A 14,532-nucleotide genomic window follows, 5' to 3' on the forward strand; every position below is an offset into this window, starting at 1 on the left:
GCCGAATGATAACAGGTGTTTGTGACATTAGAAAGAATATTACTGCTACAAATTTAATCATATAAAATCTAATGAAATATTTGCCATTAAACTTAAAGCATAAAAAAACCGAAATGTTTTAACATTCCGGCTTAATTCATTGTTTATATATTCTGAATTGAATGACTAAGTATTTTATGAAATTGGTATAAACCAATATTTAACTTTTAATTTTCCAGCTGCAGGTTTGTCCACCAAAAAATGGCACAATAGGGTTACCGTTTGGTAAAGTGATCTCGGCTGGAATCGTCCAGTCTTCTTTTACCAAGGTTATACTTGTGGTGTTACGCGGTAAGCCATAAAAATCAGCTCCATGATGTGAAGCAAAACCTTCAAGTTTATCGAGTGCCCCTAACTCATCAAATACATGGGTATATAATTCAATTGCACTCCAAGCGCTGTAACAACCGGCACAACCACATGCATTTTCTTTTTTGTCTTTTTCATGAGGGGCAGAATCTGTGCCTAAGAAAAACTTTTTATTACCTGTCGCAACAACCGCTCTTAACGCTTGCTGGTGGGTATTACGTTTTAATACTGGCAGGCAATAATTATGCGGACGCACACCACCAACTAATAAGTCGTTACGGTTTAATAATAAATGTTGTGGAGTGATAGTCGCGGCAACGTTGTCATTGGCGGCGAGAACAAATTCAACGGCATCTTGAGTTGTGATGTGCTCAAACACCACTTTTAAATCAGGGAATGCACTAACAATACGGATCATGTTTTGATCAATGAACTCTTTTTCACGATCAAAAATATCTATGTGATGGTCCGTGACTTCGCCATGCACTAACAACAACATACCTTGTTTTTGCATTTCTTCAAAAATAGGAAATAAACTATCAAGTGCACTAACCGCTGCATCAGAGTTTGTGGTAGCGCCTGCCGGGTATAATTTAGCGGCTAATGTGCCTGCGGCTTTGGCTTCAATAATATCTTCGCGACTTGTATCGTTGGTTAAATACAAGGTCATAATAGGCTCAAAAGTACTACCTTGTGGTCGTGCGGCTAATATTCTGTCTTTATAAGCACTTACCATTGCTGCGTTGGTAACAGGGGGAACTAAATTAGGCATAACAACAGCACGTTGAAAACAACGAGCGGTTGCAGGTACTGTCTCGTTTAGTATATCGCCGTCTCGAAAATGTAAGTGCCAGTCATCTGGTGTTTGAATTGTAATTTGAGTCATTGTTGATCCTGAAATTAGAAGTTATTAAGTGCAAATACACAGAGATATTTATATTCGTATTAGTTGTCTTTATTTTTATTTAGACGTTTTAATTTTCGGTCTGACCAAGCTCTTGCCACCGAATATCGCCATAAGATATCGATACCAAAAAATCCAATAATGGCGCACACACTGGCGACGACAAGACAGCCAAACAAAAAGGTAGGGCCAATAGTTGATAAACTAGCAACTAACCAATCCCAACTCAATTGGAAGGCAAAGTTATGTCCCGTTGGACCTAAAATCCATTCACCAACTTTATAACAGCCATAAAATAATGGTGGCATCGTTAACGGGTTACTGATCCATACAAGACCAACTGAAAGCGGTAAGTTTACTTTAAAGATGATCGCAAATAATGCAGATAAATACATCTGGAACGGCACGGGAATAAAGGCGTTAAATAGGCCTATTGCGAATGCGCCTCGTGCTGACTTACGATTTAAATGCCATAAATTTGCATCGTGCAATAAGGTGCCAAACATATTGATTGCTTTGTTTTGTTTTATTTTTTGGTGGTCTGGTAAAAACCGTTTAATAAATTTTCTAGGCATCTTTTACACTTATTAGGCAGTTAGGAGCTGGCAGGATTTAACGCTTTAATCACAGATTAATGCTTAAATTACAACATAAAAAAATTAGGCTAAACTTACCTTAATTTGACCAATTTGTAATTATATTTGTTGTAAAAATGTTTCACTAAACAACAGTGGCAGTTTACCTTTCATTTTATAACAATAAAATAGGAATTAGCCATGGAATGGTGGATTGTTGCTTTAATACTAGGTCATTTATCGGCTTTGTTTTCTCCCATTTTATTGCCTACTAACCTCGTTTTAGCTGTTTTATTTATCACTCTCGCGTTAACTCTCACTCTAGTAAGAAATAGAAAAGGTCACTTTGTCATTAAGACCATCAATGGATTTGTGATGGGGGCCAGTTTTGTGATGTTGACAGCCAATCTACATTACGCCAATTATTTTGTGACTAAAGATAAACAACAACTTATGATCAAAGGCAAAGTGAGTTCCGTTGTGGTTAAACAAGATAACCACGCATCGCAAAGCTTTAGTGTAATCATTGACGAAATAGATGGAATGCCGGTAGAACGAGCTTGGTATCAAGCCAATATTCAAGTTCGTTTAAATTGGTTTAAACCTAAATTACTGTTGCAACAAGGGGACGAGCTGCTTGCTACAATTAGGGTAAGCAAAGCACATGGTTATCAAAATACATTTGGCTTTGATTATAATCAGTGGTTATTCTCTAAACAGTTTCAGGCAAGTGGCAATATTAAAACAGTACACTCTTATTTAAGTTATTCTAACGTTCAATCCACAAGCCTTTTTTCTAACACCCAGCAAACCAGCACCAACAAACTAATGTCAGCCACCAATGATTTAGCCACACAAAGTCTCATTTTGGCAATTGGCTTGGGTAATCGCAGTTTAATAAAAACGCAAGAATTTGAACGGTATAATCATATGGGGATCAGCCATTTATTAGCGATTTCGGGGTTACACATTGGCATCATTTTTCTAGTCGTTAAATTGTTAATAAAGGGGTTATTAAAAGCCTTGCGCTTATCTTTACAGTATATGGTTGTACAAGTGCTCATATTAAGTGTGTTATGGAGTTATATCGCACTTATCAGTTTTCCGATATCAGCCACCAGAGCAGCATTATTAGTCACATTTTGGATCTTGCTTAATATCAGTTATACCAATGTAAATAAAATAAAGGCTTTGTTATTCGTAGCTCTATTTAGTTTGTTATTGGATCCCTTCGCCATTTTAACTGCAGCGTGGTGGTTAACCTTTTCTGCCGTATTGGGGATCGTGTTATTTATTCAAAAATATCCATCAAAAAAAAACTTGAGCTATCAAGAAGCGCTTCGAACCGACGGGGCACTCACATCAAAGATACATTTTTTGTTAACGCAGTTGATGAATAAGTTGGTTTACTTAGTTAAATTTCAGGTGTTTATTACGTTGTGGATGGTGCCTGTTGTGATGTTTTGGTTTGGAGGGGTATCACTGTCTGGTGTTTTAACCAACTTAATCGCGATTCCACTGTTTAGTTTGTTCATTGTGCCAGCTATATTTATAGGGACGGTGGTTGTCATGATTGACAATGTTGGTGTTGGTATAGACATATCGTCCTATATATTTTTTGGGGTTGATGCATTACTTAACCAATTAATTACAGTATTTAGTCATTATTCTATTTTTCATTATTGGGTAAATATTGCGAACGGTCTGTGGTTTTGGTTTTTGCTGTTAATCGGCCTTTTATTAGTTAGCCCTGTCTATTTGGTTACGTTTACTCAAAACCTTCGCTCGCTAAAAAGTAAATTTATATTAACGGGATCTATAATACTCCCATGTATATTAGTCCTTGCTCCAATTGGCTTGAGTTTTCCAACATGGAACAGCAGTCCAAAAGACTCAAGCTGGCTAACGAGGGCGTTGCAACCTAAATTAACTATGTACCTACTCGATGTAGGGCAAGGTACGTCCGTATTATTCCAGCAAGGGCACTCTGCTTTTATTTACGATTTAGGGCCTATTTACCCATCTGGTTTTAATGCGACACAATCGGTGGTTCAACCTATGTTAGTTGGGGTAGGGATCACTGATATTCGGCATATAGTAATCTCTCATAATGACAGTGATCACATCGGTGATATTAAGGCTTTGGGTAAACAAGCGAATATCAAGGACAAAATACTGACTTGTACAGCACAATCGTATAAATGGGGGCGTACTCAAATTGACATCATTTGGCCCAATCATATTGCGTATCAAGACATAAACGATCTGTCAAAAAACGACACCAGTTGTGTGATTAAGTTAACCGATGAACTTACCCATTTATCTGTGTTATTAACCGGGGATATCACGGCTAAAATTGAACGGAGATTGGTTAAAATGCATAACCAACAGCAGATTAATTTAAAGTCAGATTTACTTATTTCCGCGCATCACGGCAGTAAATATTCTTCAACTAGCGATTTTATTAACGCGGTGTCAGCCACTAAGGTATTACACAGTGCAGGTGTAAATAATCGGTTTGGATTCCCAACCAAGGAAGTGATCCAACGATTTAATGCATCAGGCATGACGGCATCCGAGGTGAATGAAATTAATCAAGTTAACAGCAAACAAACAAAAATAAGTGCCAATAACAAGGTAAATCAATATTCAACCAATCAAGTCGGCATGATAAAAGTGGAATTTGATAAACCATGGTTTGAAATTAACCATAGCCAGTACAAAGTCATAGAGACTCAATTGAACGTGAGTGGTTATTTAAATCATTGGCAGCCATTTTGGAAAAAACAAAATCCTTTTAGTTTTACATCAGAAATACGGTAGAATGCCAACTCATTTGATCCCTTTATGTTAATTTTTGAAAAGGCGCCATTTTTGAATTCAACTACGATTAAAAAAGAAGGTACGTTTAAACGTCTATTTCAGTATATAAAGCCGTTTAAGTTTGTATTCGCGATTGCCATAATAGGTATGGTGATCAATGCTTCTATCGATGCATTATTTATTTCTAAAATCCAAACCTTTATCGACGAAGGCATCACAGAGCAAAGTTCCACCGTCTTAGCTTACGCCCCTATTTTTGTCATTATCGTGTTCTTGTTAAGAGGCATGTCAAACTATATGGCGACCTTTGGATTAGGCTGGGTTGGCTCTAAAATCGTGATGAACTTACGACAAGAGTTATACGAAAAAATTATGTCATTACCTGTGAGTTTTCATGACAGTAACTCCACCGGGAAACTCATTTCTAAAATCACCTACGATACAGAACAATTAGAAAGTGCGTGCAGTAAAGCGCTGTTAGTTATGGTACGTGAAGGTGCATTTGTTATCGGTTTAATGACCATCATGTTTTACCATAGTTGGCAATTATCAATCGCCATATTAGTGCTAGTGCCTTTTGTTGCGGTCGTTGTCACTTATGTAACTAAACGTTTTAGAGTGATCTCAAAACGCATCCAACAAGCTATGGGTAATGTGACCCGCCAGTCAGAACAAATGATTTCAGGACATAAAGTCATTTTAGCCTTTGGCGGTCAAGAAAAAGAGAAAACTGAATTCCAAAATATCAACAACCATAATCGTCAGCAAAAGATGAAAATGGTTTCGACTAGCGTTTTAAGCGTATCTTCCATCCAAGTTATTGCGTCTTTTGCTCTTGCGGCTGTATTATATATGGCGTCAAGTCCCGAAATGTTGAAAAGTTTAACGCCAGGTACTTTCACCGTGGTTATTACGTCTATGATGACGTTATTACGTCCATTAAAACAATTAACTAATGTAAACAGTGAGTTTCAACGAGGCATCACCGCGGCTAAAAGTGTATTTGAGGTATTAGATGAAGAGTCTGAAAGTAATACCGGTACTATCGTTAAAGATTCAATTAAAGGCCAAATAAACTTTAAAAACTTAAGTTTTTGTTATCCAAACAGTGAAGTACAAGTTATTAAAAACTTGAACTTAGAAGTCGAAGCTGGGACAACAGTTGCCTTAGTAGGTCGTTCAGGCAGCGGTAAAACCACCATATCCAACTTTATCCCTCGATATTATTATCCGGCTCAAGGGCAAGTAGAAATAGATGGGGTTAATATCAATGATTTTGAATTATCCAACTTACGTTCCCATATTGCTTTAGTTTCTCAACACGTCACATTATTTAATGACAGTATTGCTGCCAATATTGCGTATGGTGATAAAAAAGTAACAAGAGCTGAAATTGAGCATGCGGCTGAATTGGCTCACGTTACCGAATTTGCTGCCAATATGGAATTGGGCTTAGACACCGAAGTCGGTGAAAATGGGGTGTTATTATCTGGCGGACAACGTCAACGCATTGCGATAGCTCGGGCTATTTTGCGTAATGCGCCAATTCTTATCATGGATGAAGCGACATCGGCACTGGATACAGAATCCGAACGTGCTATTCAAGATGCACTGGATAAGTTAATGAAAAACCGTACTAGCATTGTGATTGCCCATAGACTTTCCACCATAGAAAAAGCTAATAAGATCATTGTGATGGAACAAGGTGAAATATTAGAGCAGGGCAGTCATGCTGAGTTAATCCAAAAACAAGGTGCTTACGCTGCATTACATCAATTACAGTTTAGTGAAAGTTAATCCAATGTTAACCAGTCAGTTGAGAACCAAATGAATTGGATTGAACGTGGTTGGTATTCAGCCAGTAAATTAAATTTTATTTTATTGCCGTTAACTGTTTTGTTCTGGTTATTGTCGAGCGTGCGTAAGTGGCTGTTTAAATTAGGTTTAAAACAAACTATCCAATCACCATTACCTGTCATAGTCGTTGGGAATATCTCAGTTGGCGGCACAGGTAAAACGCCTTTTGTTATTTATTTAGTTGAGCTATTGCGTCAACAAGGTTTTGAACCTGCAATCGTTAGTAGAGGGTACGGTGCAGATAAAAATGACGATGTGCCTTTCCCACGTTTAGTCACTCCAGAGTTACCTGTGAATTTATCGGGAGATGAACCTAAATTATTGTCTTTACGTACCCAATGTCCTGTGGTTATTGGTTCAGACAGAGCACAAGCTGTTCAGTTTGTTAAAGATAACACCCGTGCCAATATCGTTATTTCGGATGACGGTTTACAACATTATAAAATGGCACGAGATATTGAAATTGTATTGTTAGATGCCAAACGAATGTTTGGCAATGGTTGGTTATTACCGGTTGGCCCTTTACGTGAGCTACCATCGAGATTACAAACGGTGGATTTAACTTTAATTAATTCAGGAAGTGAAACCACTGAAGAACATGACCAAACTAAAACAGAGAAAGATTATCAATTGTCTGCTGAGATTGCCTATAACCTGTTAACACCAAGCTTAACCTTGAGCACTAATACTAAGGTCAAGTTAGTATCAGGTATTGGAAACCCGCAACGATTTTTGTCTACGGCGTTAACGATGGGATACCAAGTAGATAACACACTGTGGTTTGCCGATCACCATCTGTTTAAGGCGCAAGACTTTGAGCGTTTTAATCCAGATGACATTATCTTAATGACAGAAAAAGATGCCGTGAAATGTCGAGCATTTGCACAAGATAACTGGTATGTATTACCGATTTCAGCGGTGATATCAAAACAAGTTGAATTAAAATTATTAGAGCTGATCAATGATCTACCAAAGGCTCATTAATCGAAATCTTATTAAATATAAGCATAAATTAATCATAGAATACTGTGTTATTAAGTTAACTCAGACGTATTGAATAAAGGAAATGGCATATGGCATTTGATAAAAAATTATTAGAAATATTGGCTTGTCCAATTTGTAAATCTCAGTTGATCTTTAATAAAGAACTTAATGAATTAGTGTGTAAAGCCGACAAATTAGCTTATGCCATTAAAGACGATATTCCGGTGATGTTAGAGAATGAAGCACGCCAACTAACGTTAGAAGAATTAGAACAAATTAAATAATTGATTTGAAACCTGTAATACGGAACTGCCAATGTCACAACAAAAACAGAACTTTATCGTAGTCATCCCAGCACGTTATGACTCTTCAAGATTACCAGGTAAGCCTTTGGCCGATATTGGTGGTAAACCTATGGTGCAATGGGTCTATGAACGTTCAATTAAAAGTGGTGCTAAACAAGTAATTGTTGCCACTGATGACAAACGTGTTGAGCAAGTGGTACGTGATTTTGGCGGTGAAGTGTGTATGACGTCGGTTGCACATACCTCAGGTACAGAACGTTTAGCGGAAGTGGTTAAAAAGTATGAATTTGCTGACGATGAGATTATCGTTAATGTTCAAGGCGACGAACCTATGATCCCATCGGCTAACATTAGCCAAGTTGCAAATAACCTGTCTCAATACTTATTAAACTCAGCAACTAATCAATCAAATAAAAATGTTGGTATGGCGACCCTTGCTGAGCCTGTTTGTTCAAGAGCAGAATTAGCCAACCCTAACGTGGTTAAAGTGGTCACCGATAAAGATGGCTTAGCATTGTACTTTTCTCGTTCTGTATTGCCCTTTGATCGTGACGGTAAAGAAGATGAATTAAATTACGGTTATTTAAGGCATATTGGTATTTACGCTTATAAAGTGGGTTTTATAAAACAATACGTAAGTTGGCCTGTTTCACAATTAGAACAAATAGAATCGTTAGAACAATTACGAGTATTATGGCAAGGCCAATCTATCCATGTGGCAGAAGCGGTTGAACCCCCGCCTGCTGGTGTCGATACAGCAGAAGATCTAGAGCAAGTTCGCCGTTTAGTTGCTAGTTTAAAGAGTTTTTAATCTTGAATATAACTCTTATATTTGAACACCCTGATTTTTATGTAGTTGATAAGCCAGAGGGCGTTGGCTTTCATGATGAAGATGTTGCCATGGCAAATAAACAGGGTACTGATGGAACGGACATAAAAGAAAAACAAATGGGTTTTTTTAACTTATGTGCAGCCCATTTTTCTGAAACCTTATTTCCGGTACACAGGTTAGACAAACTTACCAGTGGGTTATTAATTTTGGCTCGCAACAAAAAAGCGGCAATTTGGTTTCAGCAAGCATTTGAGAATAAACAAATTCAAAAATACTATTTAGCGTTATCGATTGGGAAGCCCAAAAAGAAACAAGGTAGTATTATCGGAGACATGGCTAAAGCCCGTTTGTCTCAGTGGAAATTGATAAAAACCAAAGAAAATCCGAGCATTACCCGGTTTTTTAATTGGGGATTAACATCCCCATCCACAACTGGCTTAAGATTGTTTTTAGTTAAACCTGAAACGGGTAAAACACATCAAATTAGAGTCGCCCTAAAAAGTCTAGGCTCCGCTATATTGGGGGATAAACTTTATGGTGGTCAAGACAGTGATAGAGGTTACTTACACGCATTAATGCTTAATTTTACCTATGGTGAACAAGAGATAAAGTTAATGTCTTTTCCAAGTTCAGGGGCTTTGTTTGTTGATAATAAAAACCGTATTTCTGAATTGGTTCAGCAGCCAGAGTTACATAACTGGCCAAGTAAATAAGCCAAAAAAACTAACTCATAACTTCAATTGATAAGACAACAGTAAACAAAATGACAGATTACGAAACACGTTTTGGTGGCATAAGTCGCTTATACGGTACACAACAAGCAGAATGGATCCAACAAGCACGAATTTGTATTGTTGGCATTGGTGGCGTAGGGACTTGGGTTGCAGAAGCGTTGGCGCGCACAGGTGTTGGCCATATAACACTCATTGATCTCGATGATATCTGTATGACCAATACCAATCGTCAAATTCATGCCATGGCTGGCACTGTCGGTCAGGCTAAAGTTGATGTGATGGCTGAGAGAATTAAAGCCATTAATCCGGATTGTAATGTTATTTGCATAGAAGACTTTATTACTGCGGATAATCTAATTGAAATGATTGGCACAAAAGAACACAGCAAGTTTGATTATGTGATCGATGCCATTGACAGTATTAACGCCAAAACATCTCTTATTGCGCATTGTAAGCGGAATAAGATAGGTTTGTTGGTGACCGGAGGTGCTGGTGGACAGACTGATCCCAGCCAAATCCAATTTTCAGATTTAGCTAAAACAACTCATGATCCATTGTTATCAAAAGTAAGAAATTTATTACGTCGTGACTTTAATTTTAGTAAAAATCCAAAACGTAAATTTGGTGTAGACTGTGTGTTTAGCACTGAGCAATTACAGTACCCGCAAGCCGATGGTAGTGTATGTCAAATGAAAGCCAATGCTGAAGGCTCAATGCGTTTGGACTGTAATATGGGATTTGGTGCCGCGACTATGGTTACAGGCACGTTTGGTTTTTTTGCAGCATCCAAAGCGATTAATAAAATCTTGCAAAAAAAGCAGCGTGAATTAGAAACCTGATCACAACCCTGTATAAACACAATTAATAACCAAGTCTAGCTCACAAGGTTAGGCTATTTCACCGCCACAGCTTAACTCTATGGATGCGTTATGACATTTTTAGTTAATATTCCCAATAGACCGCTAGATAAATTAATTACTCGTTTAAAACAAGATATTCCAGAAAATGAAATAGAAATTTGGCCAGATGTTAAAGACCCTGACAAAGTTGAATTTGCCTTAGTATGGAAACATCAACATGGCTCACTAAAGGCATTTAAAAACTTAAAAGCTATTTCTTCTTTTGGTGCAGGGGTTGACTCTATCATCTCTGATCCTGACTTACCTAAAGTACCTATCTGTAGAATTGTAGACCCAGATTTAGCCGTTAATATGGCGCAATATGTATTAACCATGATCCAGCATCATAAACTACGCTTGCCACAATTTAATCAACAACAAAGTGAAAACTTATGGAAACCTAAATCCCCTAGAAAAGGCAACAAAGTAGGGGTTTTAGGGCTAGGGCAGTTAGGCCGTAAAACGGCAGAAGTCTTATTAAATGCAGGTTTTGATGTATCAGGTTGGAGTAGAACGTTAAAAGATATTGATAATGTTGATTGTTACACTGGAGATAGTGGTTTTAAAACCCTAGTCACTAACTCTGATTATTTAGTGTGTTTATTACCTTTGACAGACAAAACCCATAATATTTTAAACGCAGATGTATTCTCTATGATGCCAAATCACGCTGTACTAATTAATGTGGCTAGAGGGGAGCATGTGGTTGATGACGATTTGATAGTAGCCTTAGATAACCAAGTGATCGACTTTGCCTATTTAGATGTATTTAGACAAGAACCATTGCCAGCAGAACATCCATTTTGGTCCTCAACTCAAATTCAGATTACGCCGCATGTTTCTGCGGTTACCAATGTTGAAACTGCCGTTACCCAAATAGTTGAAAATTACTATTTGCAACAACAAATTAAGCCATTAAAAAACGTAATAGATCCGAGTGCTAACTATTAATGATTAGCTAAATAAGTTAAACGCGTATTCTTCAGTAAGTGTTTATAAATTAAAAATAAAAAAAACCAGTAGTGAATCACTACTGGTTTTTTATTGTTACTAATAAATATCTAAATTAAATTTAGAATAATACTTTAGCACCTAAGTAGAAACGACGAGGTTCAACCCAGTCTTTTGCTTCGCCAAATGCGAATGTACCACTACCGGCAACTAACTGCTCTTCTTCAACAACCGCTTGGTCATCTAAGATGTTAAAGATGTCTAAGAAGAATTCTGTTTCAAAGTCACCAAACATGTGAGTGTATTTAACACGAACATCTAAAGTACCGTAAGCTGGAGTAGTTTCACTTGCTACGTTACCTGGTGCAATCCAAGTACCGTCATAACCACCGAAGTCATAAGACGCAGTCTCACGTAATGGTAATAAACGACCGTATACGTTAGTTGCGCGGTTATATGAAGTACCAGAGTTCCAGTTATAAATACCACCTACTTCAAAACCGTTGTCGAAGTAGTAAGTACCTAAGATTTTGAACTGATGTTCAACGTTACCAGGCTGTTTGTCGTACATGTTAGGAGCACGAGGGTCTAGGTAGTAGAAGTCACCTTGTAAGTCAGCATTACCGTCTGAGTTAGAGTTACCTTCTGCATCATTGTAAGTATAAGATGCAAGCATGCTCCAGTTTTCAGTACGTAATTTCTTAAATGTTACTTCAATACCTTGATAATCACGTTTACCGCCTTCTAACGTAGCAAGAACGTAGTTAGAACCAGGGTTTTCAGAGTAACCAAAGTAAGATAATGGAAGCGCTAAATCAGAACCCCATAATTGACCGCCTTCAGTGTAAACACCTAAGTCGTAATCTTCTAGAATGTCTCTAGTCGCACGGTTTGTATACGTTACAGAGATATTAGTATCTTCAGTTAAGTTAGTTGAATAACCTACTAAGAACTCATCTGTATATGGTGTTTTAGTTGTAGGAGCAAAGAATGCATCCTGTGTTGCAACACCACCACGAGTACGGAACGTAGCCCATTCACCGTTAACAAATACTTGTTCTTCACGAACAGAACCTGTTAAGTTACCAGCGAATGACGTCATGTCTGTACGAACTGGGTCATAGTAACGACCAACGAATGCCCAAACTTTAGAGTCACCGTCACCATTAATGTCATATACAGCACTTAAACGGTGAGCAATATCCCAATCAAATGTGAAGATGCTTGCGCCTGTTGATGCAAAATGTTCCCATCTCTCAGCACGTAAACCAACATTTAATGTTAAGTCATCAATCGTTACACTGTCTTGAATGTAAAAAGTTTGACCTTTAGTTTCAAGTTTAGACTCAGCTTGTTGCGTTTGAATGATTCTGTAAGCATTAACGTCACCAGTTGGGTTACCAGCTGTGCTGTTAAATACAATGTTCGGTACATCAGCTACATCGATACCCGCGCCATCAGCAATACGTTGTGCATCATCGTCAGAAAGATCGATTGTGCCAACCCAAGCAGGATCATTAGCATAAACATCAAATGTTACACCAGCATCAGCAGCTGCAATTGAAGTGTATTGAGCGCCATCACCTGTGTATACAGAGTTTGTGATATTTTCATTAGTCTCAGCAGAGTAACCCGCTTCGATTGTGTGATATCCGTAATCAGTATCTAAGTAGTATTCAGCATTAACATAGTAGCTTGATTTGTTACGGTTACGTAACGTATCAGAACCTAGACCACCAAGGTCAGTACTAGTTTGTGTAGCTGAACTTGCATTAGTTAAGAAAGCAACGTCATTACGCGTAGACTTGTCTTTTGCAACATCAGATAACTCTGATTCATGGCTCATGTAACCAGCATTAATTACTAGGTCATCCCAAGCGTGAGAGTAATCAATTTTGAAGTTATCGCCACCTTGTTTACGAGCACGATCTCGGTTAGTTAATGTATCAAATGCATTACTACCAGAAACGTCAGTAGGGTCACTGAAATAAGTAAATACTAAACGATCGTCTTCCGTTGCTTGCCACGTTAATTTACCAAAACCTAATGTGCTTTCATTTTCAACTGAACGAGCAACTTCACCCGTTAGTGGATCAGCAACATCGTCTTCACGATTTTTGATTTGGTAAGAAGCGAAGAACCAAAGTTCATCTTTAATTATTGGACCACCTAATGTTACGGCAGTATCAAACGTAGAGAAGCCACTTTTTGATTTAGTAGGGCTTTCATAGTCGCTTACTAAACTATCATTTTGTAGGTAATAGTTAACAGAACCATGGAATTCATTACTACCAGATTTAGTAACAACTCGAGATACAAGACCTGAACCACCTGCATACTTAGCAGGGATAGCGCCAGTAATAACTTGTTGTTCTTGAATGATTTCTGAGTTGATGTTACCACCAAAAGTACCAGTTACATTATCTGTTACGTTAACGCCATCGATGTAATAAACGTTATCTGTAGAAGAACCTGTAGTACCACCTGCATCAGAGTAGTTAACACCTGATTTAGAAGACGGGTTACCGCCTGTACTAGGTTTAACACCTGGCGTTAATTGTAAATAACTTTGGTAAGAACGACCTGTAGGTAGTGACTCTGTCATATCAAGAGTAATATCCATACCTGTTGTTGCAGAAGTCGTATCGATAGCTGAGATAGCACGGCCAGAAACTGTAATTGTTTCCATGCCGCTGTCAGCAGTACTTACTGCGTAATTAAGGTTTAAGCTTTTACCTGTAATTACACGTACGTCACTTGCTTCAAATGACTGAATGTCAGAACCGTTGATGCTTACTGTATATTGATTTGATGCGTCCAAGCCTCTAAGAGATACGTAACCTTCGGCATCAGAAACAGCAGTTTTACTTACTAAAGCATCTGGCGCTTTTACTAATACAGTTGCACCTGCAATAGCATTGCCATTTTTATCCGTTACTTTAATTTTTAATCCGCCAGTTTCAGCTGCCATAACAGTACTTGACAAGCCAAGTGCTGCAGCAACTGCAAAAGCGGTTAAACTATTTCTAAAATTATTCATATTTTGGTTCCTAGTTATATTGTTGTTTTTTTTGTAAAAAGTCTAAATCAGACAAGCTACGCTGAATTTATACATTTTACTGGAGCCGATGTTAAATGCATTGGAAAGAAACATTCAATACATTTTTATTGAAATGTAAACTTTTGTATCAAAACGAGTGCAATATACAGCTCAAAGGCTTTATATATTGGGGGAGGCGGGATAGTTCGTGGAAATGTGTCTAATTTGTAAATAAATATGTCAAATGTAAAAAAACGCCACTCTTATTCCTAAGAGCGGC

At 37.8% G+C, this 14,532-nt stretch carries 11 protein-coding genes; 8 read left to right on the forward strand and 3 right to left on the reverse strand.

Going from position 1 to position 14,532, the window contains the following annotated elements; translation table 11 throughout:
- Positions 1-199 precede the first annotated feature (199 nt).
- Together pyrC and KO505_RS00885 are read right to left on the reverse strand one after the other, a co-directional pair.
- Positions 200-1,234 carry a dihydroorotase gene (gene pyrC, locus KO505_RS00880; RefSeq protein WP_216053549.1) on the reverse strand — a complete coding sequence of 345 codons (1,035 nt, stop codon included), beginning with the start codon at positions 1,232-1,234 and terminating at the stop codon, positions 200-202.
- Positions 1,235-1,293: 59 nt separating this feature from the next.
- Entirely contained in the window at positions 1,294-1,827 is a 534-nt protein-coding gene (locus tag KO505_RS00885; RefSeq protein WP_216053550.1) for a DUF2062 domain-containing protein, read from the reverse strand.
- Between the two features lie 201 nt (positions 1,828-2,028).
- Here KO505_RS00885 and KO505_RS00890 point away from each other — a divergent pair, with 201 nt between their 5' ends.
- The 8 genes from KO505_RS00890 to KO505_RS00925 all read left to right on the forward strand — a co-directional run bounded on the left by KO505_RS00890 (position 2,029) and on the right by KO505_RS00925 (position 11,212).
- Entirely contained in the window at positions 2,029-4,650 is a 2,622-nt protein-coding gene (locus KO505_RS00890) for a DNA internalization-related competence protein ComEC/Rec2 (RefSeq protein WP_216053551.1), read from the forward strand.
- 24 nt (positions 4,651-4,674) lie between these two features.
- On the forward strand, positions 4,675-6,447 hold the full coding sequence (gene msbA / locus KO505_RS00895) for a lipid A export permease/ATP-binding protein MsbA (RefSeq protein WP_216053552.1): 1,773 nt from the start codon (positions 4,675-4,677) through the stop codon (positions 6,445-6,447).
- Between the two features lie 30 nt (positions 6,448-6,477).
- Positions 6,478-7,491, forward strand: a complete 1,014-nt coding sequence (gene lpxK / locus KO505_RS00900) for a tetraacyldisaccharide 4'-kinase (protein ID WP_216053553.1) — start codon at positions 6,478-6,480, stop codon at positions 7,489-7,491.
- Positions 7,492-7,580: 89 nt separating this feature from the next.
- Positions 7,581-7,775, forward strand: a complete 195-nt coding sequence (locus KO505_RS00905; RefSeq protein ID WP_216053554.1) for a Trm112 family protein — start codon at positions 7,581-7,583, stop codon at positions 7,773-7,775.
- Positions 7,776-7,806: 31 nt separating this feature from the next.
- The gene (gene kdsB / locus KO505_RS00910; RefSeq protein ID WP_216053555.1) at positions 7,807-8,607 is read left to right on the forward strand and encodes a 3-deoxy-manno-octulosonate cytidylyltransferase; all 801 of its coding nucleotides are present in this window, start codon (positions 7,807-7,809) and stop codon (positions 8,605-8,607) included.
- A 2-nt stretch (positions 8,608-8,609) separates the two neighbouring features.
- Positions 8,610-9,341: a TIGR01621 family pseudouridine synthase gene (locus tag KO505_RS00915; protein ID WP_252731577.1), complete on the forward strand. Its 732-nt coding sequence runs from the start codon at positions 8,610-8,612 to the stop codon at positions 9,339-9,341.
- Between the two features lie 50 nt (positions 9,342-9,391).
- Positions 9,392-10,201: a tRNA cyclic N6-threonylcarbamoyladenosine(37) synthase TcdA gene (gene tcdA / locus KO505_RS00920; protein ID WP_216053556.1), complete on the forward strand. Its 810-nt coding sequence runs from the start codon at positions 9,392-9,394 to the stop codon at positions 10,199-10,201.
- 90 nt (positions 10,202-10,291) lie between these two features.
- Complete coding sequence (locus KO505_RS00925; protein ID WP_216053557.1) at positions 10,292-11,212, forward strand: glyoxylate/hydroxypyruvate reductase A; 921 nt, start codon at positions 10,292-10,294, stop codon at positions 11,210-11,212.
- Positions 11,213-11,333: 121 nt separating this feature from the next.
- On the opposite strand, the gene KO505_RS00930 is transcribed toward KO505_RS00925, so the two are convergent.
- Positions 11,334-14,252 (reverse strand): TonB-dependent receptor, encoded by a 2,919-nt coding sequence (locus KO505_RS00930; protein WP_216053558.1) that lies wholly within the window; start codon positions 14,250-14,252, stop codon positions 11,334-11,336.
- Between the last annotated feature and the right edge of the window lie 280 nt (positions 14,253-14,532).

This window comes from Psychrosphaera sp. F3M07, assembly GCF_018860345.1.
GTDB lineage: Bacteria > Pseudomonadota > Gammaproteobacteria > Enterobacterales > Alteromonadaceae > Psychrosphaera > Psychrosphaera aquimarina.